The 24,495-nt window shown below is 38.0% G+C and carries 25 protein-coding genes and 1 tRNA gene; 16 read left to right on the top strand and 10 right to left on the bottom strand.

What is annotated here, in order from left to right:
- Window positions 1-52: 52 nt before the first annotated feature.
- From GQR45_RS03110 to GQR45_RS03100, 3 genes are all read right to left on the bottom strand, one after another.
- Window positions 53-415, bottom strand: a complete 363-nt coding sequence (locus GQR45_RS03110; protein ID WP_225913250.1) for a hypothetical protein — start codon at window positions 413-415, stop codon at window positions 53-55.
- A gap of 94 nt (window positions 416-509) precedes the next feature.
- The gene (locus tag GQR45_RS03105) at window positions 510-1,124 is read right to left on the bottom strand and encodes a paraquat-inducible protein A (protein WP_007586454.1); all 615 of its coding nucleotides are present in this window, start codon (window positions 1,122-1,124) and stop codon (window positions 510-512) included.
- Window positions 1,125-1,126: 2 nt separating this feature from the next.
- The gene (locus tag GQR45_RS03100) at window positions 1,127-2,392 is read right to left on the bottom strand and encodes an HDOD domain-containing protein (RefSeq protein WP_165725113.1); all 1,266 of its coding nucleotides are present in this window, start codon (window positions 2,390-2,392) and stop codon (window positions 1,127-1,129) included.
- A gap of 150 nt (window positions 2,393-2,542) precedes the next feature.
- On the opposite strand from GQR45_RS03100, the gene GQR45_RS03095 reads away from it, so the two are divergent.
- From GQR45_RS03095 to GQR45_RS03085, 3 genes are all read left to right on the top strand, one after another.
- Window positions 2,543-3,298, top strand: a complete 756-nt coding sequence (locus GQR45_RS03095; RefSeq protein ID WP_165725112.1) for a transporter substrate-binding domain-containing protein — start codon at window positions 2,543-2,545, stop codon at window positions 3,296-3,298.
- Between the two features lie 70 nt (window positions 3,299-3,368).
- Window positions 3,369-3,935 carry a PhnA domain-containing protein gene (locus GQR45_RS03090; RefSeq protein ID WP_007586451.1) on the top strand — a complete coding sequence of 189 codons (567 nt, stop codon included), beginning with the start codon at window positions 3,369-3,371 and terminating at the stop codon, window positions 3,933-3,935.
- 121 nt (window positions 3,936-4,056) lie between these two features.
- Entirely contained in the window at window positions 4,057-4,875 is an 819-nt protein-coding gene (locus GQR45_RS03085; RefSeq protein ID WP_165725111.1) for an META domain-containing protein, read from the top strand.
- Between the two features lie 105 nt (window positions 4,876-4,980).
- On the opposite strand, the gene rlmJ is transcribed toward GQR45_RS03085, so the two are convergent.
- Window positions 4,981-5,820 (bottom strand): 23S rRNA (adenine(2030)-N(6))-methyltransferase RlmJ, encoded by an 840-nt coding sequence (gene rlmJ, locus GQR45_RS03080; protein WP_101217101.1) that lies wholly within the window; start codon window positions 5,818-5,820, stop codon window positions 4,981-4,983.
- A 238-nt stretch (window positions 5,821-6,058) separates the two neighbouring features.
- Between rlmJ and GQR45_RS03075 the strand changes: the two genes are divergently transcribed.
- The 8 genes from GQR45_RS03075 to GQR45_RS03040 all read left to right on the top strand — a co-directional run bounded on the left by GQR45_RS03075 (window position 6,059) and on the right by GQR45_RS03040 (window position 11,816).
- Window positions 6,059-6,289, top strand: a complete 231-nt coding sequence (locus GQR45_RS03075) for a hypothetical protein (protein ID WP_007586448.1) — start codon at window positions 6,059-6,061, stop codon at window positions 6,287-6,289.
- On the top strand, window positions 6,289-6,594 hold the full coding sequence (locus GQR45_RS03070; RefSeq protein WP_007586447.1) for a cell division protein ZapA: 306 nt from the start codon (window positions 6,289-6,291) through the stop codon (window positions 6,592-6,594). Before GQR45_RS03075 ends, GQR45_RS03070 begins: the two co-directional genes overlap by 1 nt.
- Window positions 6,595-6,657: 63 nt before the next feature.
- Window positions 6,658-7,698: an MBL fold metallo-hydrolase gene (locus GQR45_RS03065; protein ID WP_165725110.1), complete on the top strand. Its 1,041-nt coding sequence runs from the start codon at window positions 6,658-6,660 to the stop codon at window positions 7,696-7,698.
- A 55-nt stretch (window positions 7,699-7,753) separates the two neighbouring features.
- Window positions 7,754-9,226: a LysM peptidoglycan-binding domain-containing protein gene (locus tag GQR45_RS03060; protein WP_010554367.1), complete on the top strand. Its 1,473-nt coding sequence runs from the start codon at window positions 7,754-7,756 to the stop codon at window positions 9,224-9,226.
- Between the two features lie 66 nt (window positions 9,227-9,292).
- On the top strand, window positions 9,293-9,781 hold the full coding sequence (locus GQR45_RS03055; RefSeq protein ID WP_007586440.1) for a peptidylprolyl isomerase: 489 nt from the start codon (window positions 9,293-9,295) through the stop codon (window positions 9,779-9,781).
- Window positions 9,782-9,802: 21 nt separating this feature from the next.
- Window positions 9,803-10,531, top strand: coding sequence for an SDR family oxidoreductase (locus tag GQR45_RS03050; RefSeq protein ID WP_165725109.1), 729 nt, complete (start codon window positions 9,803-9,805; stop codon window positions 10,529-10,531).
- 24 nt (window positions 10,532-10,555) lie between these two features.
- Window positions 10,556-11,395, top strand: a complete 840-nt coding sequence (locus GQR45_RS03045) for an amidohydrolase family protein (protein ID WP_165725108.1) — start codon at window positions 10,556-10,558, stop codon at window positions 11,393-11,395.
- A gap of 49 nt (window positions 11,396-11,444) precedes the next feature.
- On the top strand, window positions 11,445-11,816 hold the full coding sequence (locus tag GQR45_RS03040) for a hypothetical protein (protein ID WP_165725107.1): 372 nt from the start codon (window positions 11,445-11,447) through the stop codon (window positions 11,814-11,816).
- Between the two features lie 95 nt (window positions 11,817-11,911).
- Here GQR45_RS03040 and GQR45_RS03035 read toward each other — a convergent pair whose 3' ends face one another.
- The 4 genes from GQR45_RS03035 to GQR45_RS03020 all read right to left on the bottom strand — a co-directional run bounded on the left by GQR45_RS03035 (window position 11,912) and on the right by GQR45_RS03020 (window position 15,093).
- On the bottom strand, window positions 11,912-13,087 hold the full coding sequence (locus tag GQR45_RS03035) for a mandelate racemase/muconate lactonizing enzyme family protein (protein WP_007375956.1): 1,176 nt from the start codon (window positions 13,085-13,087) through the stop codon (window positions 11,912-11,914).
- A gap of 26 nt (window positions 13,088-13,113) precedes the next feature.
- Window positions 13,114-13,881: a class II aldolase/adducin family protein gene (locus tag GQR45_RS03030; RefSeq protein WP_007586431.1), complete on the bottom strand. Its 768-nt coding sequence runs from the start codon at window positions 13,879-13,881 to the stop codon at window positions 13,114-13,116.
- A gap of 165 nt (window positions 13,882-14,046) precedes the next feature.
- Window positions 14,047-14,370 carry a c-type cytochrome gene (locus tag GQR45_RS03025; RefSeq protein ID WP_002957866.1) on the bottom strand — a complete coding sequence of 108 codons (324 nt, stop codon included), beginning with the start codon at window positions 14,368-14,370 and terminating at the stop codon, window positions 14,047-14,049.
- A gap of 183 nt (window positions 14,371-14,553) precedes the next feature.
- Window positions 14,554-15,093 carry a DUF2058 domain-containing protein gene (locus GQR45_RS03020; RefSeq protein WP_002957867.1) on the bottom strand — a complete coding sequence of 180 codons (540 nt, stop codon included), beginning with the start codon at window positions 15,091-15,093 and terminating at the stop codon, window positions 14,554-14,556.
- A gap of 198 nt (window positions 15,094-15,291) precedes the next feature.
- Between GQR45_RS03020 and GQR45_RS03015 the strand changes: the two genes are divergently transcribed.
- Complete coding sequence (locus tag GQR45_RS03015) at window positions 15,292-16,440, top strand: MFS transporter (protein ID WP_165725106.1); 1,149 nt, start codon at window positions 15,292-15,294, stop codon at window positions 16,438-16,440.
- Here the strand turns inward: GQR45_RS03015 and GQR45_RS03010 are convergent.
- Together GQR45_RS03010 and GQR45_RS03005 are read right to left on the bottom strand one after the other, a co-directional pair.
- Window positions 16,407-16,907 (bottom strand): prolyl-tRNA synthetase associated domain-containing protein, encoded by a 501-nt coding sequence (locus GQR45_RS03010; RefSeq protein WP_165725105.1) that lies wholly within the window; start codon window positions 16,905-16,907, stop codon window positions 16,407-16,409. The two genes, GQR45_RS03015 and GQR45_RS03010, sit on opposite strands and share 34 nt — an antisense overlap.
- 1 nt (window position 16,908) lies before the next feature.
- Window positions 16,909-17,304: a hypothetical protein gene (locus GQR45_RS03005; protein ID WP_033027130.1), complete on the bottom strand. Its 396-nt coding sequence runs from the start codon at window positions 17,302-17,304 to the stop codon at window positions 16,909-16,911.
- A gap of 167 nt (window positions 17,305-17,471) precedes the next feature.
- Here GQR45_RS03005 and GQR45_RS03000 point away from each other — a divergent pair.
- The 4 genes from GQR45_RS03000 to GQR45_RS02985 all read left to right on the top strand — a co-directional run bounded on the left by GQR45_RS03000 (window position 17,472) and on the right by GQR45_RS02985 (window position 24,473).
- A tRNA-Ala gene (locus GQR45_RS03000) sits at window positions 17,472-17,547 on the top strand.
- A 178-nt stretch (window positions 17,548-17,725) separates the two neighbouring features.
- Window positions 17,726-18,988, top strand: a complete 1,263-nt coding sequence (locus GQR45_RS02995; RefSeq protein ID WP_165725104.1) for an extracellular solute-binding protein — start codon at window positions 17,726-17,728, stop codon at window positions 18,986-18,988.
- Window positions 18,988-22,206 carry an ATP-binding protein gene (locus GQR45_RS02990; RefSeq protein WP_165725103.1) on the top strand — a complete coding sequence of 1,073 codons (3,219 nt, stop codon included), beginning with the start codon at window positions 18,988-18,990 and terminating at the stop codon, window positions 22,204-22,206. Before GQR45_RS02995 ends, GQR45_RS02990 begins: the two co-directional genes overlap by 1 nt.
- Window positions 22,207-22,265: 59 nt before the next feature.
- On the top strand, window positions 22,266-24,473 hold the full coding sequence (locus GQR45_RS02985; protein WP_165725102.1) for an EAL domain-containing protein: 2,208 nt from the start codon (window positions 22,266-22,268) through the stop codon (window positions 24,471-24,473).
- Window positions 24,474-24,495: the final 22 nt, after the last annotated feature.

Raw genomic sequence — 24,495 nt, 5'->3', positions numbered from 1 at the left:
GAGTTACCAATAAACGGGGTTACCGCAATTTTTACATACACCTATCCTGCTATTAAGCAGACATAGGAGGGCGGTAGAGTGAACGAGGTATATTAATTTGTGTAGTAAATACACGTACATTTACTTTTTCAGATTCAAGTAAAGTAACGCTAAATAAAGTATCAACATTAAGCATTGAGTTAGCAGCGCAGCCACTCATAGGGCATTTACAGTCATTTTGTGGCGTACTTTCGTCGTCGCAACAATCCATCTGCATCATATTTTCAGACATGCTAACGACAGCTGTTGCATCACTACTTTGTGTCATTGGCATTTGGGCATGCGTTGCTGTCTTAGTTGGCATATGTGGCATTTCGCATACCATAGCTACAGACGCAACTGCCTGACCCACAAAAGTGAGCAGTAAAGTTATCATGAGTAAACTAGAGTAAAAACGTTGCAACATTATGCCTTTTAATAAACTTTAAAATGATTGTAAGGTAACCTAACGGCAACCACAAATACTTTAATTATGTAGACTGTGGTTTAGCAGGTGTTTTAATTAAGTTACTCGCGATAATTGCAAATATACAATATGCGCTAAAATACCAAAACCCTTCACCAAATTGTGCATTCATAACAAGTAGCTCGCCACTTTTACCATGGGCGTTACCTGCTAAGTAAGTCACTATTAATGCAATAACAAATACATCAACCATGCTCCACTTACTTAATGCACAAATAACCAGACCGAGCTTTTGCTTAAACCCATTCAAAGGTAGGCAACAATAAAGCAATTGTAATAGCAGCTTTAAGCTTGGAATAACAATAGAAAACAACCCCACTAAAGCGGCTACAAATAAATTATTATTGCTAGCAAGCTCTTTAACTGTGCCTAAAATACTTTGTGTTTTGTTATAGGCGCTAATCTCACCTTCTAACTTATCAAGCCCTAGCATGTTCGAGAACATCATTAGCATACTGCGAGTTCGACCATCGCCCTCTTCAGCCAGCATTTCAATACCCGCTTGCGCTAGTTTTGATTTATCTATGTTGCCCTCTATTGTTAATACTGGTTTTGTAATACCAGGAAACAATAAACAAAGAGCAACCACTACACTTATAACCGACAACCAATTACGCATATTTATTCTACTATTGCCTCAATAATATCGTCACTGTATAAAACAGCATCCAGTAAAAAATTAAATATATCGCCAATGTGTAGCTCTGAGTTTATGTTGGCCAAATGGACCATAGCTTCATCTACATTATCTAATTCAAATTCTTTTATAAGCGATAAACAGTTTCCTAAAATGCCGCTCTCTAATAGTAACGCATCAGATATAGCTGCATCTAAGGTAAACTCTTTAACTATGTCTTTTAAATCAGCATCTAAAATAGCATCAAGCACCGAGAACAAACCCACTAGATACCCTTGCTCGGTCAGCTCTTTATTATTTTGCTCTAAAATAAGCGACATAAATTGAGCCCGCGTTAAAGCAAGCTTAGTTAATTCGGTTGGTTTTTCGACCCCCAACTCACTAATTGCTAATACACGAACAAATTGCCTTATTGTATCTTCACCTAAATAAATAACCGCTTGTGAAATAGAAGTAATAACTAAATTTGCTTTTCCTGAACGCGCGTTAGCCAGCTTTAAAACCCTGGCTGTTATGGCTACATCTCTGGCCACTCGTTGATGAACTTCTTTAAAGCAAAGTTTTTGTTTTGCTGTAAAACGCAATAGATCAAAAACAGTTAACTTTGAAGGCTCTACACCTTTATACGTAATCATTTCTGGGCGAGAGAAAAAGAACCCCTGAAATAAATCACAGCCTGCCAATTTTAATATATTAAATTGTTCATGCGTCTCTATTCGTTCAACAATTATTTTTGCATGTGGATTTGCGCGTTTTATTTTTTTAATGCGCATATTGGTTTTAATAACCGGATCATCTATCTCAATTTTTATGTAATCAACATGTGCTAATAGTGGCTCCCATTTTGGATCGCCATCGTAATCATCAAGTGCAAAAACATACCCTTCTTTTTTAAGTTCTTGCACACGCTCAGCAACCGCAGGAATATTGCCCGTGCGCTCTACTATTTCAATAACACTATTTTCTGGCAATAAAAGTTTGGGAAAGTTATCGAGAATAGTTTCTGATGACAAGTTTATAAAAGCTAAATGATGCGCGGTAAGTCTATCTAAACCTACCAACATTAATGCATTAAAAAACAGGCGGCTTGTCGCATGCACATCAGAAGTGCCCACAGGAAACGCATTGTTGACTGAGTCTCGATAAAGCAGTTCGTACGAGAAAACATTCTGGTCTATATCAAAAATAGGTTGCCGCGCGACAAACTGAGTTATTTTTTGTACCTCATCAGGTATGTTATTTAATTTCACTTGGCTCTAAACCTATAAATAAGAGATGGCAAAACAGCCAATAATATGTGTACTCTAATGCAACTCGCATAAGATAAACATAGTCGTCATTGCAAAAATGTTAAAATTACATAACACTAATATAAAAATATTAATATAAAAGGTGGAGATTTGGCTAACTTTATTCGGTTATTAGTACTGAGCCCTCTACTATTTGTATCTTTTAGCTATGCCAGCATTAACCCTACTCCCCTCAAATACAATGTTAGCGCGTCAGGTAGTCATTATCCATATTATACAAATGATCCAGAAAAGCCTGGTGTATTACCCGAAATTATTGAAAAAGCACTCGATGATGCAAATATTGCAGCTTCTCATATCGACCTACCCACAAAGCGTATTACCAAATATTTACAAGATGAAATAATCGATTTTGATGTTATTTCATTAGAATGGCTTCCAAAGGATGAGAGAAATGACTCTCGTTATGTTTTTTCAGAACCCCTTATTTATGCCACAGAAATGATTGTTACCTTGCCTCAAAATGCCCAGAACTGGCAAAGCGCTGATAGCTTAAAGGGCAAAAATATAGGAACGGTACTAGGTTACTATTACTTTAATGACAACACCTTTGAGCGTGTTGACTTTCCATCCGAGAAAGAACTTATGACCGCTCTATCAAGAAACCGTGTAGAAGCAGCGCTAATAGGTAAGTTAACTGCGCTCTATTGGGCAGAGCAGTTAGAGATAAACATTGCCTTTGGCGCACAGCATTCCCATGGTTTTTTAAGAATTCGCTTATTGAGCAAACATAAAGAATTATTGCCCCAAATAAACCTAGCAATTAAAAACCTTCACGCTCAAGGATATATAAAAAGTATTGAAGATAAGTATATGAGTAATATCCACACAAAATTAAGGGACTAATGGCGCAGAGCTCGTGTTTTGGAGTATAATAGCAGCAAATGTTAACTCGACCAGAATCAGAAAGAGCCCCATGAGTATTGAAAAAGCCTTAATCGAACGTAGTAATAATCAATGTGAATTGTGTGCAGCCACCGAGAACTTATCTGTTTATGAAGTACCACCGGTAACTGAAACCCACTCAGATAAATGTATTTACACGTGTCAAACATGTAAAGATCAAATCGAGAATAACAGCGAAATAACGCCTACACATTGGCACTGTTTAAACGATAGCATGTGGAGTCAAACTCCTGCAGTACAAGTTGTAGCTTACAGAATGCTTTCGCGTTTAGCGCCTGATAATGGCTGGGCACAAGATGCGCTAGACATGATTTACCTTGAAGAAGACACGCTAACCTGGGCTAAAAAAGCACTTGCCGAAGATGACGATTTAAAGCATGTAGATAGCAACGGTGTAGTACTTCAAGCAGGCGATACTGTTACCCTAATTAAAGACTTAGACGTTAAAGGCAGTAGCCTTACCGCTAAACGTGGAACAGCTGTTCGTAATATTGGCCTAACCAGCAACCCTGAACATATTGAAGGGCGAGTTGACGGCCAGCGCATTGTTATTTTAACTAAGTTTGTTAAAAAATAATCGTTTGTTTTTAATTATTAAAGGCGCTAATGCGCCTTTTTTTATGTTTAAAATAAGTTAAGGAATGATTAAGTAACTAGGTAATACACTAAGGACATAATATTGAGTAAGGATAACCAACATGGAAAAGCATCAAGCAGTATCTTCGCGTAAAAAGGCAGTTGCAGGGATTGGCTTATTGGCGCTTAGCGCTTTTGCAGTAACTGGCTGCGGTGAGCAAACTAAATCGACTGAAAACACAGGAATTGCAGAAGCAACAACCAGCCTAACTATCCAAGCTAGCTACAAAGATCGCAGTATGCTTCGCCCTGGCTCGCAATTAATAGTTACGCTTTCCAATGTATCTAAAATGGATGTAAAAGCCGATATAATCACACAAGAAGTGATTGATGTAACCCAAGCCCCGCCATTTACCGTTGAGCTAATTTATGATGCCAGCAAAATTAGCGATAAACATCGCTATAGCCTAAGCGCCAGAATTATAAATAAAGACAAAGTGCTTTACACAAGTACAACAAATCATGACCCGTTTGCAGAATCACAGTTAACTACCCCCTATAAAATTGAGCTTTCAAAAGTGTCGACTCAAAAACCCGATGTAACACTCACAAATACTTACTGGAAAGCAATAACAATAAATGCTCAAACTGTGAATGTTACAACTAAAGAACCATTCATTCAGTTCAATAAAGACCACCGCGTTAATGGCTTTTTAGGCTGTAATAATTTTAGCGGAAGCTATAGTACCGAGCAGCAAACAATTACACTTAGTCAGCTAGCAAGTACAAAAAAGATGTGCTCGGATAATATGAGCCAAGAAGCGGCTATGTCTGACGTACTTAGCAAAACTTCAAAGTGGGAAATAACAGGTGAATCACTAAAACTTAAAAACAGTCGCGGTAATACGCTTGCTACTTTTAGTGCGGTTTATTTTAATTAATATTTAGCTCCCTTATATATATTACCTAACACATTCGTATTGATTTTAAATAAAATGCCCAGCAAAGCTGGGCATTTTATTATTCGTTATAAGCGCTATTTAAAGTTACTCATCAACGAGTTGTTCACTTCTGTAAAAACCACTTGGCTCACTTAACAAACTAACAAGTTCAGGCATTATTGCATCCATTGTTTGCTTTAGCTTCCATGGAGGATTAATTACAATCATGCCCGATGCTGTCATACCGTGTACATCAGTATCGGCTTCAGTGCCTAATTCAAATAACTGAATGTTGCGCATTCCTGAATCAATTAAGCCCTGCTCCATATTATCAATGCGCTCTCTATCTACAACCGGATACCAAATCATGTAAGTACCTGTAGCAAAACGCTGATAAGCTTTAACTAAGGTTTTTACAACCGTTTCGTAGTCATCTTTAATTTCGTATGGAGGGTCAATTAACACACACGCTCTGCGAGATGCTGGTGGTAACAAACCAACTAAGCCTGCAAAACCATCCTCTCCACGTACACGAATAGATCGCTTACCTTGCATGTTTTCTTCAAGTAATAATAAATCGCGCGGGTGCAGTTCAAAAAACCAACCCTTATCTTGGCGGCGTAAGTAGTGCTCTGCAATTTTTGGTGAACCTGGATAAAACGCAAGTTCGTCAGTGTCGTTAAATGACTTAATTAATTCAATGTATTCATTAAGCTCAGCATGCTCACTTTTATGATGCCAAAGTTTTTCAATACCATCTTGATACTCTTGCGTTTTTTGCGCATCGGCAGCTGCAAGTTCAAAAAAGCCAGCACCTGAATGTGTGTCTATATAATCAAGCGGTTTATCTTTAATTGTTTGATAATTTAGCACTTGTGCCAGTACTAAGTGTTTAAGTACATCGGCAGGATTACCCGCATGAAATGAGTGTCTGTAACTAAGCATTATTTATTTTCGCCATACGCAATTTAATATCGTAAGTGAACCATAAGCACTAGGCTTTGGCAACTTACACCAAGATAAGAGAGTGTTTAAGTGAACCATTTCTGAATGAAAAAGCCCATATGCTGAATTATCCCTTAACGCAAAAGAAAAATCAGCTAAAACCACCGTAAATGCTGGCAAATCAACACACTTTGCTTTACATTTGCATGACATTAATTACAGTTATATGAGCGCCTTTATGAATAACACTACTCTTCAACAACTCGAACAACTGATCGATTCTTTAATCGAACGTAATAACCAATTACAAACAGATGTTGTTACTTTAAAAGAACAGAACACTAAACTAAGCGATGACAACGAATTGCTACAACTTGAAGCTTTAGAAAATGAAGAAAAGCAAAAAGATGCCAGCACTACTTTATCTGGTCTTCTTGATAAGTTACAAAGCGCACAACAGGCTAGCTAATGTCTGAGCTGCAAAACCAGCGGGTCACTGTTGAGTTGCTAGGTAAAGAGCAGCAATTTGCTTGCCCTGAAGGGCAGGAAGATGCATTAATAGCAGCAGCTAAAAATCTAAATGACTTAGTTGAGCAAATGAAGCAACGCTCAACCGTTAGAAACGATCAAAAAGCCCTACTAATGGCAGCATTAAACTTAAGCCACGAATTGCTAGAAGCAAAAACACAGGCTACAGTTGAGCAACAGCATCAAGACCAAATGATTGATAAACTCAGTCAGCATTTGGCAAATGACCCCAAACACCAAAAATAAAAAGCGCATACTGCGCTTTTTGTTTATTATTAAAGTAATTAAACATCAGCGTAGAGATAATAAATGAAGTTAAAACTTTCAAACATAGCCTCTTCATGTAAGCACTTACTATTAGCATGCACTTTATTATCAATAGTACCTAGCACCTATGCTGCCGTCACTTGGAATACAATAAACCCTCATATTCAGTTTTTAAAGCAACAAGACAAGCTTCGCTTTTACGACTCTAACCAAGTATTAATTGAAGGCGAAAAATGTGCCCTACTTGTTGATACGAGCGCCAATTTTGCTGCAGTTGAACAACTTGCTGAAGATTTAAAGAAACGCCTTAAAACACCCTTATGCTATTTAGTGGCTACCCACTACCATGACGATCACTTGCTAGGTATGGCGGTTATGCAAAATTTTTATCCTGATGCCAAGCTCATTGTTCATCAGCAGGTAAATAAAAATTTTAACCTTTATCAAACAGCATATACCGACAAGCTAGACACGTATGAAAAGAGCATTGAGCTGAGCTACCAACGATTAGCGAATGTGCCCAAAGAAGAGCAAGCTAAATGGCGAAATAAGTTAGAGCTTGCAAAAAAACGACTTTTTCGCTGGCAAGAATATCAACTTGGCGAACCAAAAATAATAATCGATAATCATAAAACTATCGACCTTGGTGGTTTTGAGATAACCATTGAGCCGCAGCAAGCCCATACTAACGGTGATTTAACTATTACTACTAATAATGGCAGTGTGCTGATTGGTGGCGATATCGTTGACTGGCTTCCTTACCCTGGGCACGGTGAACTTAAAAGTTGGCAAGCGTTGTTTAAGCAATATATTAACGACGAAAAGCTCACTATTATTTTACCTGGGCACGGCGGCACATTAACAAAAGAGCAGCTGAAACAGCCACTATCATTTTTAACAGCCATAACAGAGCACGTTAAAAACAATAAAGATCAAAGTATTGAGCAGTTAATGCTATCGTTTCCTGAATCAGTTATTGAGCCTTATAAACAAGAAGCGCTTAATATAAAATCGAGCAACTTCTTTTTACAAGCTGGCCTAAATCGCGCAAAAAGCGCAAAAAGCGCAAAAAGCGCAGAATAACTCAACACAACGGATTGTGTTAAAATAATAAAAGGAATTTACAAAAGTGATCACTATGCGCAGTTTGGTTTTATGTTGTTTGGGTATTTTGTTATTTGGTTGTCAATCAACGGAGCAAGAACCACAAGAAGCTCCACAAATATTTACTCATTTTGAGCCTGACTATTATACTTATGATATTGACGAGGAAGTAGCTCAAACGCCCCAAGTTAGTGAGCACGTTACGCCACTTCAATTCAAAAAAACAATCGTAAAAAAGCGCCCACCAAAAACCACCGATCTGTGGGTGCATATAGCCAACAATCTACACTTTACGGTTTATCAAAATCGCGCGTTAAAAAAGCGTATCAGCTGGTACGCAAAGCAACCTAACTACTTGCAAACTGTGAGTAAACGCGCAGCGCCTTACCTGTATCATATCGTAAAAAAAATTGAGCAAAAGCAACTACCTATGGAGCTCGCTTTACTACCATTTGTAGAAAGCGATTTTAGACCAACGATAGCCTCATCACAGCAAGCTGTTGGTGTTTGGCAGTTAGTTGGCGCAACGGCGCATCACTTTGGAGTTAAGTCAGACCAATGGTATGACGGGCGCCAAGACGTACTTGCTTCAACCGATGCTGCACTTGATTACTTAAGCTACTTACATAAACGCTTTGATGGTAATTGGCTACATGCTTTGGCTGCTTATAACAGCGGTGAGGGCCGCGTTAAACGAGCAATCGAAAAAAACAAAAAACGCGGTAAAAGCACCGATTACTGGTCACTCAGTCTGCCAAAAGAAACCGCCGACTACGTACCCAAGTTACTCGCTTTAAGCTATTTAGTTAAGCACCCACAAAAGGGCATAAAACGCCCAAAGCTTGCATATAAGCCATTTACAACACAGATGAATATAGGCCAGCAGTTCGATTTTTCGGTTATAGCTAAGCTCTCTGGTATAGGCTCAAAGCAGTTACACGCGATTAATCAGGGATATTTAAAAAATCAAAGCTCACCTAACGGGCCGCATACTTTACTGCTTCCTATAGGACAAGAGGCTTTATTAAAAAGTCAGTTTTTTAAATCAAACTTTGCTGGAGAGTACATCGTTAAACAAAACGACACGCTTTACGGTATTGCTAGACGTTTTAGTATGTCGGTAAAAGCTTTAAAACAACTTAATAACAAAAATAATAATTTAATAGGCGTTGGAGAAAAGTTATTAGTTGGACAACCTAAAACCCTGCCAAGCACATTAACAGTTGATTACAAAATTAGCCCTTATTTAGAACACCAAGAGATTGCGATTCCCACCATTGAAATAGATTACGAAGTTAAGTCGGGCGATAGCCTTTGGAGTATAAGTCAGCTTTACGATGTACCTCATAGCGACTTGGCAAAATGGAACAAACTCTCTGCATCAAGTATTTTAAAGCCTGGCACTCAATTAGTACTGTTTATACCACAAGCTGAAAAGCAAAAAGCAGCCCCAACAAAAAAAGATTTTCTGCTAAATTTACAAAAAACACTAAATCAGCCACGTTAAGTTTATAAACAAGTATATTTCGCGTAAAATTGCGCCCTAACATAGTTATTATTTGAAGAGACAAGCATGCAAATTAGCAAAAATTCAGCAGTTGAATTTCATTACACCCTTAGCGAAGCGGGCGAGCAAATTGAAAGTAGCACAAACGAAGCGCCACTTACTTACATTCATGGCAGCGAAGGCATGCTTCCTGGTTTAGAAAAAGCACTTGAAGGCAAAGAAGCTGGCGAAAAATTTAGTGTAACTCTAGAGCCAAGTGAATCATACGGCGAGCGTGTTGATGACTTAATTCAGCGTATCCCGCTTAAGCATCTACAAGGCGATGTTAAAGTATGGAAACCAGGTATGACAGCAATGGTTAGCTCTAACCAAGGTCGTCATCAGGTTACTATTGTTAAGGTTGGTCGTTTTAACGCAGATTGTGATTTAAACCACCCATTTGCTGGTAAAACGCTAACGTTTGACGTTGAAGTTATATCAGTACGTGAAGCAACAAGTGAAGAAGTTTCTCACGGACACGTGCACGCTGAAGGCGGCTGTGGTCACTCTCACTAGTTAGCAATAAAGGAAGTAAGTATGTCTAAAGTTGCAGTCGTTACAGGTGGTACAAAAGGTATTGGCTTAGCCGTAGTTAAGCGTTTGCTAAACAACGGCTATGAAGTACATAACCTTGATATAGAGCTGAGCGAAATCGGTATATTTCATCAGTGTGATGTAAGTGATGTATCGGCGGTACAAAGCTGTATCAACGCTATCTGTGAACAAAGCAAACGTATTGATGTACTTGTTTCTAATGCTGGAAAACACTTAAGCGCAAATATAGAAAGCACCGACGAGCAAACTCTCGATGCACTTTTTGCGCTTAATGTTAAAGGCGCTTATGCCGCAATACAAAGCGTATTGCCAAGCATGAAAGCGCAAAATGGCGGCGCTATTGTATTAGTCGCTTCCGATCAGGCAATTATAGGTAAGCAAAACTCTTTTGCGTATAACCTAACAAAACATGCCCTTGCCTCAATGGCTAAAACAACAGCGCTTGATTATGCGGGTTTTAATATTAGAGCAAATGCGGTATGCCCTGGCACAATAGAAACCCCGCTATTTCATAACGCGATAGATGCGTACTGCGCAAAAAGTGGCGCAAACAAAGCTGAAATAGTTGCCGAGGAAGCAAGTCTTCAACCGCTTAACCGATTAGGTCAAGCCGACGAAGTCGCGGCTCTTGTGAGCTTTTTAGCAAGCGATGATGCCAGCTTTATTACTGGCAGCCTACAAAGTATTGACGGTGGTTATACAGCGCAATGAATACTGCCCAATGAGTAATGTGCAATGAGCCTAAAAATTATTGACCCACACGTACACTTTTTTAATTTAGTAGAAGGTCAATACTCATGGCTACAAGGCGCTAACCCACCAGCGTGGCCAAATTTAGAAAAAATAAAACAGCCAGTAAGTGCACAGCAACTTGTTAAAAGTACTGACTTTGAGCTAGTAGGGCTTGTTCATATAGAAGCAGGGTTTGATAACACCTCTCCTATTAACGAGCTAAACTGGCTAAGCTCGCATTTAAAAAGCCTTTCATTTAAGGCTATTAGTTACACCCAAATTGACTCATCGGCTGATCAGTTTATAAACTCGTTGGAAGCTTTAGCTCATTCAAATTTATGTGGAATTAGGGATATAACCGAAGGCACTGACGCAAAGCGTTTATTAGATGCTAATAGCTTTAAAAACCTAACAACGTTATCAGATACCCAACTGCATTTTGAAGCTCAGTTTGATATTGAAAATAGCGAAATAACCAAACAAATAGCTTACTACGCTAAGCAGCTACCGCAACTTCAAATTATAATTAATCATGCAGGACTGCCAAGTAATTTAAATGATTGGCGACAAGGTGTTGAGTTACTTGCTCAGCATGACAACATAGCAATTAAATTCTCTGGTTTTGAATTACTACAGCTCACCAGTGAGCAACAAGCCGCGTGTTTTAATTTTCTTTTTAATCACTTTGGCCAGCAGCGTATTATGTTTGCTAGCAACTTCCCTGTGTGCCAAATAAATACAAGCTACAACAACCTATGGCACTGCCATAAGGCGCTATGCTCAAACGATAAGACATGGCATGACCTTAGCTATGCAAACGCTAAGCACTACTACCAAGTGTAAGTAAAACTAGTTATATTAAACTCTCTTTTTATGGTAATACGGCCAATTTATGAAAATGTACTTTTTACTAATCGTTGTATTTTCTGCGTTTTTTCTCAATGGCTGCATATCTCAAAATCCAGATCCGACACCTAAGCTGCAACATGCTCTACTGTCAAAGCCAAATAAGACAGCCGTTAGCAAAGCAATTAAAACACTTGTACATATACAAGAAACTCAATTAGCTGATAATGTATTTACTACCAGCAGCACAGTAACCCTTAGCAATGTGGATGGTAATAATATTATCGACACGCAAAGTCGCAATACACCCGATCAGTTTGAATTGATGATTAAAGGTAATCAGTGCTACATACGCCATCTCGATAGCAAAGCAACTATTGAACTTAAAGACGTAGAATGTAAAATTAACGAGTTATAACAAGCTTTACTTCCCCCTAAACAAGCAAAAGCCGGTAAGTGACTAATCACTTACCGGCTTTTTAATGCATGACCTAAAGTTAGGTTAAAAGGCTATTATTTTATTTCTACGCGTTGAGAACGCATAACAATCTCATCATTTAATTCAATACCCAACCCTGGCTCTTCTGACACTTCAAAGAAACCATTTTTAGGTTGTGGGTCTTGTAAACATAACTCGCGGTTCCACTTTTTAATCGCATAAGTGTGGTGCTCATGAATCAAAAAGTTAGGTATAGCCGTTTCTAAGTGCAGTGATGCTGCTGTTGCAACAGGCCCGCCACAGACGTGAGCTTGAATACGCACATCAAAAATATCAGCGTAATCACATACTTTTTTAGTTTCGGTAAAGCCACCACATAAACCAATATCAGGTTGTAGAACATCAATACTTTGATCTTCTAAGTACGGGCGCACACCCCAGCGATTATACAAACGCTCACCACCAGCAATTGGCACATTAACTTTATCTGCTACTTTTGCATGTAATGAATGGTTTAAATAGTTAACTGGCTCTTCAAAGTACATGCAGTCAAATTCTTCTGCAATTTCACCCAACTGAATAGCTGTTGTCACACCCGGTAAGCTGTGGCATTCAAAAATAATATCTACTTCGTCACCTACCGCTTCGCGAATAGCTTGCATACGTGCACGGTATAACTTCATTTCAGTACGTGAGATTATTTTTGTACGGTCATAATAAGTATTGCCGTCTTTATCGTACTGAATTGGATCTACTTTTACTGCATCGTAACCTTCGGCCATCGCTTTTAAAGCCGCTTCTGCATATTCTTGCGGTTGTACTAGCGCTTTAAATTCGCTATCCCAGTCAAACTGTAATTGCGAAGCGTAAGTGCGTAGTTTGTCGTTAACCTTACCGCCTAATAACTGGTATACAGGTAAACCAAGCGCTTTACCTTTTATATCCCAAAGTGCGGTATCAATTGCGCTCATTGCAGCATAAACAACAGGTCCGCCACCTAAGCCCCAAAAGCTCTCACGTAACATACGAGACCATAGTTTTTCTGTTTGAAACGGGTCGTGGCCGATTAAAAAGGCATCGGCCATTTCCTTAATCATAGCCGCTGCAGCACTGTGACCTAAATCGTATGCAAGGCCCGCTTCGCCAACACCACTAATACCTTCGTCAGTATGAATACGTACAAACACAGGTGTCCAAGAAGGTCTATCAGGACAGTGAATATCAAATACTTCAACGCGATTTACTTTCATTAAAATTCCTTATTAACCGCTATGGGTTATTTTGCAAAACTAGAGTCAAGTCGATACGCTTTACGTAACATCGCAGGCCACGCAAGTTGCCCGCCAGTGCTGCCACTGTGTACTACGTTTGCTTGATTATAAATATTGTCGATTATAGGTTGCGGTACTTCAATCACCTCTTGCGAGCTTGATTGTAGTGCTAATTGAATTTCACACGCTCGCTGTAAATCATAAAAGCGCATAAACGCATCGCCTACCGTTGGGCCTACTGTTAAGCCACCATGATTTACCAATAACATATGGTTAGTGCTGCCCAAATCATCTTGCAGCACTTTTCGCTCGTCGTCGTTTACTGCAAGCCCTTCGTAGCCATGATAAGAAAGCGATGGTAATGAAAACATTGAATATTGGCTAAGCGGTAATAAACCATTTTTTTGTGTAGCGACAGCGATTGTTTCTTTAGTATGAAGGTGAATAACACAATGAGCGTCTTCGCGTACCTCATGAATCGCACTGTGAATAGTAAAACCAGCTGGATTAATACTAAATGGCGTATCGTCAATAATGTTACCGTCTAAGTCGACCTTTACTAAATTAGACGCAGTTACTTCATCAAAGGTTAAACCAAAGGCATTCACTAAGTAATGATCGGTGCCAGGCAAACGTGCTGATAAATGCGTATAGATTAAATCCCCCCAACGAAAGTGCTCTACCAGTCTATAACACGCGGCTAAATCAATACGCAGTTGCCACTCTTGTGCCGATACTTTATTTTTTAAATCGAGTTGGGGTAAATCAAACATAATAAGCCTTTTAAAAACGTACATTATTAACCTGTACGAACAGATGTTTAGAAGTCTAAAGCAGTCTCTATTTTATAGCAAACACCAAACAAAACAGCCACACTATTGTGTGGCTGTTTATAAAACTAAAATACCAATTGCATTAAAATGGTATAGCTGCGTAAATTATTTTACGTTAGCTAGGTAATCTGCAATTGCTTCAAACTCTTCATCAGTTACCGTTGCAACCATTGCTTTCATAGCCATGGTCATACCGTTATTACGTGCACCTGATTTGATATCTTTCATTTGCGCTACTAAGTAGTCTTTGTTTTGACCGTTTAGTTTAGGGTACATACCCATAATTGGTGCTTTACCTTCAGCGCCATGACAAGTTTGACAATTCTTAGCGGTATAAAGTGCAGCGCCATCGGCAGCAGCTGCATTAAACGAGAAGCTTGCGGCTAAAGTAATACCCGCGCCTAATAGTAGTGTTTTCATCTTGCTCATTGTATTTACTCTTCTTTTTTGACGGTTAGAAAAACTGTTCTATTGATTGTAGTAAACAATCAAATAAAAAGCATACGTACGAAACGACGCTAGACGATCAACTTAACCAAAAACCGCTAACTCGTTTCTGTCTCACTTTTATATACTTTAGCAAATAAAAATGAGCTTACCCTTAATGGACTATTACCACACTATATCATCTGGTACTTCAAAGTCTGCGTACGGGTCATCTTCATCTTTTGGTTTGTTTTCTGGCTCTACATGAAAAACAATATACTTTTCGTCAACTTCAGCCACTTTGCGTGCTGGTTCGTCGTCTAATACGTAAAATTGCCCTTCTAGTACACAAATAGCTAAACGACCGCCCGATAACGCTTTTTGCGTTTTCTCGTTTACGTCGATATTTTTTACTTTATTTTGATAAGTAAAATTAAATGTGCGCTCACCACGAATAGCGTCTTGGTTGTGGTGCTCTAAAATTTGTTTAACACGCGCTTCTTGTTCACGCTGCTTTAAGCTCACTTGGCGTGTTTGGTTAAGCTCTTCAGCTTTTTTTTGCTGTTCTAGCTTGGTTTGTTGAATATGCTTTTGCAGATCACTTGGGTTGCTAGTAGCCCCTTTCTTTTGCTTTTTTTGTTGCTTACGCTTTTCTGATTTAGCAACTTTAGCATTATGCGATGTTGTTAATCCTGCTTGAAGCAATTGGTCTTGTAATGAACCCATGGCTTTGTTCCACTAAAAACTAATATTATCGCTATTTTAATCACCAACGAGTTCAAATAACAGCGCTATCGACATTAATCTAGCAAACTAGTTAAAACAAACCATGATATAGCGCAATGACTATGGTTTTAATTATGAATTAAAAGCAATTTTTAATACAATACCACGCAACCAATCAGCAAATGCACGAGCCATATAATGCGTTTACCTCATCTACTCGTTTGCTCGGTATTTATATTTTTTGTGCTTTATGCACCCCAACCCCTACTTAGCCTTTTTGCGAGCGAATTTAATGTAGCACCTGCGGTAGCTGGCAGCTTAATGACTGCAACTATGCTGCCCTTAGCCATTGCCCCGCTCGTTTATGGTTTATTTTTAGCAAAAATAAATCCACTACTTATATTACGTATTGCAATGGTGCTTTTAGGCCTTAGCTGCTTACTTTTTATTTATGTACCTAGCTTTGAGCTTTTATTATTAGTCAGATTTTTACAAGGTTTAACGCTCCCCGCAGCTTTAACAGCAATGACTAGCTATATAGGTATGAGCTATAGCGCTGATACACTTCAAAAAAACATGACCCTATATATTGGTAGCAGTATAGTTGGTGGTTACTTTGGTCGTGTGCTCGCAGCTTTGTTTAGCGACTTATGGAATTGGCAGAGCTTTTATTACGTAATTGCTTTTATGCTTATTTGCTTAGCTTTGACAATTAAGCATTCTCGCTTTACAAACCCAGCTACACCGTCGCAGCTCTCCCCTCTGGATTACATTAAACAACTTAAAGAAGGCGCTATCCTTAAAGTGTACGGTGCCGTCTTTTGTATGTTTTTTTGTTTTGCTGCACTACTTAATTACTTACCGTTTATATTACAAAACACGTTTTTAATTACCAATACTCGTGACATAGGTTTAGTTTACAGTGGTTATTTAATTGGTGCCCTCGCCTCTATTGCTGCACCTTGGTTACTTAAAAAAGTCCCTTCGCCTTGGCATTTATTAACTGCGATATTTAGTTTTTATAGTGTGAGTATTATTTTATTAATGAGCCACCAGCTTAGCTTATTTTTAATCGCATTTACTTTGTTTTGTGGTGCTATGTTTGTGATTCATTCAACTGCCGCACCACTCGTTAATAAAATAAGTAAAGCCCCGCCAAGTGTAACCAATGGCGGATATGTATCGTTTTATTACAGTGGCGGTGCATTGGGGTCGTTATTACCCGGTGTGGTATACCAACATCATGGGCAAACAGCGTTTATGTTTACGCTGCTTGCGGTTTGTTTATGTGGTTTATCGTTAATTATGTGGGCTTATTTTGAAGGTAAAAATACAACGCGCGGTTGATGCTTTGTGTGATTAAAAAATGTTTCTAAATCAGCTTTACTAAGCAACCATGTTTGGGTGTTTTCAAACGGATGACAATGAAACAAATCACCACCCCAAATATCTTGATCGACCCATAAGCTCACTTCGTTTTGCTTATCATTTAAAAGAGCCAACATAGATACACACCCAGGAGCCACTTTTAAATACGTTGCTAAGCGTTCACTCGATGCAAACCCTAAACGCGAAAGCCCTTGTTGCTTTGATAGTACCTTTAAATCGAGTTGCTTATTGTGCGCTGTAATAACTAAAAAGTGTCGCTTGCCTTCGTTATCGCGTAAAAACAGGTTTTTAAGACGAGTACCTGGGCGCTCAATCATAAACTCATCAGCCGCTAAGCTAGTATGTAGCGGCGGATGTTCTATTGCATCGTAAGTAATATCTAGGCCCGCTAAAAGCTCTGCTAACTTCGTTTTATCAGCCAACATATTACAAGCAACGCCCTCTTAGCTGTACACTCAAATCTCGCCATAAAACATCATTAACTTCATGTTTGTTATCGCAATATTTACGCTCTTTTAGCTCTTGGTTCAATAATTCAACTGCTTGGTCTTCTAGCTGTAACTTTAGAATGCTCGATTCTTCAAAATGCTCTTGTTCAATATACTGCTTAACCTCACCACGGCTTGGTCTCTTGTTAGGACCACGGTCAAGGTTAAAGTTTTCACGATGCTTAGCTTTTACCGAAACAACATAAGCAAAAAGCTTATTGCCTTGCTCATCTTGCTTTTCGTGAAACTGTTTATTATTTATTTCAAAAGGCGGCTCATCATTTGAGGCACAGCCAGCGAGTAAAACCATAAGCGCTAGAACACATTTTTTCATTGTTTTTTTATCGTTTTAGTTTTGAATTAAGCCGAGTCTAACAAAAATTGACGTAAACAGTGAAAATTTACGAAAAAATACTTGACCAAATTTATAAAAAAACTTAAAGTTCGTCCCGCTTGGAACTCAGCAGTCAAGCAGTTACATTATATGTAATTTAGGAATGTGGGGCTATAGCTCAGCTGGGAGAGCGCCTGCCTTGCACGCAGGAGGTCAGCAGTTCGATCCTGCTTAGCTCCACCACTTTCCTACTCCTTTTCAAATTCGCTCTACTCTTCTATTTTTCCATTGTTTTATTATTTTTTGATACCCTACTATTTTAATTTCTCATTCTATATAATTTTAAATTTATCCATTCAACTTGTGTCTTTACAAGTTCTTAGCTATACATAATGTCACACATTAGTACTTTAGGCTTAACATGGACAACCCTAAGCGTTCGACGCTAAAAAAGCTAGCTGCTATAGGTTTAACAGCTGGTGCAATAACACATGCGCCTTATGTTTTTGCCCGAAAAAAAGTCACATTAAGAGTGCTAGGTACGCATGTAACACTCCAAGAGGCTATCCGCAAACAAGCGATGAGTGACTTGGGTATTAATATAGAATTTACTCCCGCAGGCAGCGCTGCCGTTTTGCAAAAGGCATCAATGGACCCTAGCTCCTTTGATTTATACGAACAATGGTCAAACAGCATTAATGTGCTTTGGGATGCAGGTTCTATACAGCCAATAGAAAAAAAACGACTCACCTACTTTAACGAGATAAATCCACTTACTAAAACGGGAAAATTAACCGAAACTGCAAGTATTGGTGCAGGTGATGCTCCCTATAAATTATTAAATGTTCAACCCGATGGCACATTAAGCGCACAAGAAAGCGATCATATTAGCTTTTTACCTTATGTGCATAATGTTGACTCTTTTGGTTACAACACCGATTTTATTAAGCCCGGTATAGCATACGAAACCGAAAGCTGGAGTTGGCTGCTTGATGACGAGAACAGAGGTAAAGTAGCTATCGTAAATGCGCCTACCATTGGATTATTTGACCTAGCCCTAGCAGCGCAAAGTAAAGGGCTTATAAAATTTAAAAATATAGGTGCGATGACTCGCCCAGAACTTGATAGATTGTTTAGTATATTACTCGACTTTAAACGCCAAGGTCACTTTAGTGGCTATTGGAACTCGGTTCCTGAGTCGATTGAATTTATGAAAAGTAAACGAGCCCATATAGAAAGTATGTTTTCGCCTGCCGTGTCTGCATTAAACAGCCAAAATATTAATGTACGATTTGCCGCGCCAAAAGAAGGCTACCGAGGCTGGCATGGTGTTATGTGTTTATCGTCACAAACACAAAGTAGCGTAAAAGATGCAGCTTACGATTATATGAATTGGTGGCTTTCAGGCTGGCCTGGTGCATTTATTGCTCGCCAAGGTTATTACATTAGTAACCCACAACGCTCTAAACTACTCTTATCGCCGGCCGAATGGGATTACTGGTACGGTGGAAAAGCAACAAACATAGACTTATTAAATACAAATGGCGACGTAGCTATTAAAGCTGGTGCGCAACGTAATGGTGGTAGTTACTATAAACGCTTTAGCAATGTAGCAGTATGGAATACAGTTATGCCAACCTATGACTACAGTCTACAAAAATGGTATGAGTTGATTAGCCGATAATGATAATAAATTCAATTAAATCAAAAATAATATTAGCTTTGTGTTCGCTGATTGGATTACTTCTTTTACAAAGCTATTTGTTTAACTATTCGCAAACGTCCTTACTTAACTTGCAAAAGTCGCAGCATAACGCGCTTATTCAAAGTGAAGCTGTGAATCACTTAGAAAACGATATTATTTCCCTGCAAGGGCATGCAGTTTCATTTATTGACAATGCAAATGAAAATACGATTACCAAATTTAATTTTTATTTAAATAAGGCAAATCTAAATCTCGAGCAGCTAAAAACAAACACTCAAAACCAAACCCCTGAGTATCAAAACTCACTAATACGCCTTGGCGAGTATCTAAATAATTACCAAGATACATTTGGCCAAGTTGTCGTAAACAGACAAAAACGCGAACGCCTTTACACCACTCAGTTCAAACAACCTATTAATGACTTACAAGTAACAATTAGTGATTTAGAAGGGTCTTCGAACAATGATAATAAAGTTATTTTTAACGATGTTTTACTCACAATAAGTAATTTAAAACACGCAATTATAAGCTATCTCTATAAACCTAATTTTGATGAAGCACAAAATGTAAAACAAAACTTAAATCACTTACATAAAAAACTAACGAGCACCTCTGTAATAAATGAATCCCTCTCCAATAAAACAACAAGCTTAAAACAAGCTTATAACCAACTTGTATTACTCACCCGTAGCTACACTTTTTCTGTAAATGTAGTGCTTACAGGCATAGAAAACGAATTGCTGTATTTAACTAATGAAATTAAAAACATAGAAAAAAATAAACTAATCAAAACAGAAGAGCTACTAAGTAGCCACTTAACAAAAAATACAGAACAGGCAAATATATTTGCCGTTTTAATTATGTTAATCATTTTATTTTTAAGCTATTTTATTTTTAGATCGGTTATAAAACCAATTACTCAGCTCACTTTATTACTTAAAGATATGAATAGCGAAAAGCCAGTAACTATTTCAAATAACAGCCAAAATCAAACTGAAATAGCGTCGGTAATAAAAGCAGCTAATGCTTTATATTTAAAAAATAAGCAAACCAAAGAGCTACTCAACGAAACCCGCGTATTAAATTCCCAAATGGAAGCAATGAATGCCGACCTGACGAGTGCTATGGAGCAAACTGATAAAGCCAATAAAACAAAAATAGATTTTGTAGCCAATATGAGTCATGAACTTCGCACCCCAATGAATGGCATATTAGGTATGTTGCAACTCTTACAAAGCAGTGAGCTTCCCTCAAGGCAAAAACACTACGCAGATAAAGCTTTTTCAAGTGCTCAAAATTTATTGCAGATTTTAAATAATATTCTGGATTTTTCTAAACTAGAATCGGAAAAAGTTCAGTTAGAGCAAATCCCTTTTACCTTACATACTATAGTTTCTAACGTTCAAAATTTATTCTCAACAAATGCTAAGCAAAAAGGCTTGTTATTAAACTTTACTTTACACGTTGATGCAGGGCTTGAACTTATTGGCGACCCAATGCACTTAAGTCAAATAATAAATAACTGTGTAGGTAACGCAATTAAGTTTACTGAGCATGGTGAAATATCATTAATTATAGAAGCGACATCTCAACACGAAAAAACAATAAACCTACGCTTTAGTATAAAAGACACGGGTATTGGGATGACTGAAGAGCAATCAAAAATTATATTTCAGTCTTTCTCGCAAGGTGATTCAAGCACAACAAGAAAGTATGGTGGGACCGGTTTAGGACTCACTATAAGCAAACAATTAACTAAATTGCTGGGCGGAGATATACAAGTAAGGAGCACGATTAATCAAGGTAGCGAGTTTTTCTTTACTCTACCCTTTACTTTATCTGAGCAACAAAAGCTTAAAAAACACGCCTTATTAATTAGCCCCGATAATGAGCAAATTAAAAAATTAATGGACTTACTAAGTGATATAAATATAACGACAGAAACAACACAAGAACCATTAAGGGCCATTGCAAAAATGTCTCAGCCTAGTAGCCCATTTAGTATTGTAATAATGTCGATAGAAAAAAAAGAGCTCAACGATAACTTTATTTTACAACAACTGTACGCTCAAAATAAAAACGTTAATGAAAAATTGACACTGATTTTATTAATTACCGATGAAGAGTCTCCTGAGCCAATTGCAAGAAATGAAAATATAGACATTATAATTATTGGTAATAAAAATAGTGAAGTTGAAATTTTAAGAAAGCTTTCACCAAATAATTTTAAAGAAAAGCAATTAAAGCCTCACCCTAAATTCTCGGGTTTTAATGCATTAGTTGTTGATGATAATAGAATTAACCAAGAAATAGCCTCCGCCCTTTTAGCAAAATTAGATATGACCGTGATCATTGCTGATAATGGACATGATGCATTAGATAAAGTAGAGATAAATGACATCGATATTATTTTTATGGATGTTCAAATGCCAGTTATGGATGGGCTTGAAGCAACAAGCATATTAAGAGAGCGAGGCTACAAAACTCCCATAATTGCCATTACGGCAGCCGCAGATCCTAATGATAAAAAAGCAGCGTTTAGAGCGGGTATGGATGACTTTTTAGTAAAACCGATTATTTTTGATGCGCTTTACGAAAGTATAGAAAAGCATCTGCAAAGTAGCGAATCTCTGAGCACTATAAACCTGCCTTTAGCAAAAGAAAACCTAGAAAACAATGACGAATTGTTAGCTAAATTATTTACTCAGTTTGTCAACGATTACAATGACTTTTCGATTAAAGCTGATATATTAATCAAAAATGGAGAGTTAGAAAGCTTAATTCGACTAGTACATACACTCAAAGGCTTGGCCGGCACATTAGGCTTTGAGCTACTGCAACAAAGTGCGCAAAGTGTTGAGAAAAGCTTAATAGATAAGAAAAGTATTAATTTATCTCATTTTAATGAGCAATTAATACTTACACTTTTTGCTGTAAAACAATTTTTGATAGCTTACAGCTTTAAAAAAGAACATATACAGCAACATGAACTAGAAAACGAAGACTCGGTTATTGATAATATATACTCATTAGCATTAACGGCTCGCCCCGTACCTAGCAGTTTGATTAGACAGCTAGAAATGAATCAATATGAGAGAGGCCACTCTCTATTTAAGCTCAAAGAAGCAATTGATCATTTTAACTACGCGTTAGTAATTGAGCTTATTGATAAGTATAGAAACGATAATAAAAATTAGGCATAACCACTAACCTGAACTAGATTTAATATTGTAAAGAACGCAGAGAAGGACAGATAGTGCATTCAAATTACCTCGCAAGCAGTAATGGATTAACCACAGAACAAAAGCATAAACCTTTAATTCTTATTGTTGATGACGAACCTAGTAATTTACACGTATTAGTAGAAGGACTTTTAACTGACTACGATGTACGTATTTCTACTAGTGGTGAGCAGGCTTTGATCTTTATTGAGTCAACTCGGCCTGACTTGATTTTATTAGACATAATGATGCCTGGCATGGACGGCTACGAAGTATGTAATATACTCAAAGCGAAACAAAATACCAAAGGTATCCCCGTCATATTTGTAACTGCGCTTACCGAAGAAGAGTCTGAAGAAAAAGGCTTTGCTATGGGCGCAATTGACTACATACACAAACCTTACAAGCTAGCGCTCGTTAGAGCACGCATTCGCACTCATATTACCGCTCAAGGCATGCTAGATAGGCTTATCGAAAAAAACTTTGACCTGCACGACAAGCTACTTGAAATAGAATCACTAATACAAGAGCTAAGCCAGCGAGAAGAAGAATTAAAAGAGCTCTCATCAAAACAAAAATTATTTTATCAAGCCCTAACGGGAACCGCTGATGGCGTTGTTATTACCGACAGTAACGGAAAAATCATTGCCGTAAACCCTTCATTTTGCCGGATTACAGGTTACTCTGAATCTGACTCCCTGCAAATGCAGTTGCACGATATTAAACAAAATAACCACCCTAGTATTAGCTTTGATCAAGTATGGCATCATGCAAACCAAGCAGGATATTGGAGTGGAGAGCTAGTAACCAGACGAAAAAATGGCGAGCTTTATCCTGAGTTATTAACTCTTAGTATGGTAAGAGGCGAGCAAGATACCAACGTGCACTATATTGGTGTATTTAGTGATATTTCTAGCGTTAAGATAACGCAAGAAAGAATTCACTACCTCACATGGCATGATGAACTTACAGGTTTGCCCAACCGAAATGGTTTTTTAAAGCAGTTGGAGCAGCAACTTCAGGTTTGTAGTACCGAAAATAGTTATGCCTATATTTATATTATTGACATAGACAGCTTCCACTCAATAAATGATGGATTAGGCCTACTCGCTGGCGATAACATTTTAAAAGAATTAACTAAACGAATTCATTCTAAGGTGAATAAAAAAGATGTTATTGCTCGCTTAGGCAGTGATGAATTTGCAGTACTGTGTACAGTTGAAAAAGGCGTTGGCAGGATCAGAGCCCAAGCTATGGCTGAAAATAAAGCCCAAGAACTGATCATAAGTGTAAACCACCCCTTTGTCGTTGATGAACAAGACGTTAGCTTAACAGTAAGTATTGGCACGTATATTTTTCCTCGGGAAGATCAGTGGGAAAGTGCTATAGAAACAATCCGTAACTGTGAGGCGGCTTGTTACAAAGCAAAAGAAAAAGGCGGTAATAGAGTTACCTTTTTTGATACTTCGTTTGGCGAGCAAGCAAAACGCCGTTTTGAAATAGAACAAGATTTACGTAAAGCAATCTCAAATAATGAGTTATCCCTATATTTACAATCCCAATTTGACCGAAGCCAAACCCTTAAAGGGGCTGAGGTTTTATTAAGATGGGAGCATCCTCAAAAAGGCTTCATTAGCCCTGGTGAGTTTATATCTATAGCCGAAGAGTCAGATATAATTTATGACTTAGATTGCTGGGTAACTTCAAATGCACTTGAAATATTAACGCAACTTAGTAAAACTCACCCTGAGTTAAACCTATCAATTAATGTAAGTGGCAGGCACTTTCATGAAGCGCGTTTTTTAAGCTTTATTAGCCAACAAATAAAGCAACATAGCATTAATCCTCAGCAACTCACTATTGAGATAATTGAAGGTACATTGCTTAATCACATGGAAGCGGCTATTGAGGCTGTTCACTTTCTCAAGAAGCTAGGTATTAGGGTATCAATTGATGACTTTGGTACTGGATATTCGAGTTTAACTTATCTTAAACAATTACCCATACAAGAACTAAAAATTGACCGTTCTTTTGTATTGGAAGCACCGACTGATAATAACGATAAGTTGATTATTGATATGATTGTAAGCTTAGGCCGTTTATTTGAACTCGAGATAGTTGCCGAAGGTGTAGAGAACCAGTCCCACTTTGATTTATTGCAAGAATATCCAGAAGTTATTCTTCAAGGCTATTATTTACACAGGCCTGAACCTGCAAGCGACTGGCTTGAAAAATTAAATTAATTACAGAGTAGTCTGAAAAAAC

This window comes from Pseudoalteromonas sp. SA25 (assembly GCF_011378705.1).
Classification (GTDB): Bacteria; Pseudomonadota; Gammaproteobacteria; order Enterobacterales; family Alteromonadaceae; genus Pseudoalteromonas; species Pseudoalteromonas arctica.
The sequence above is the reverse complement of the archived record's forward strand: the minus strand, read 5'-3'. Positions and strand labels throughout refer to the sequence as shown.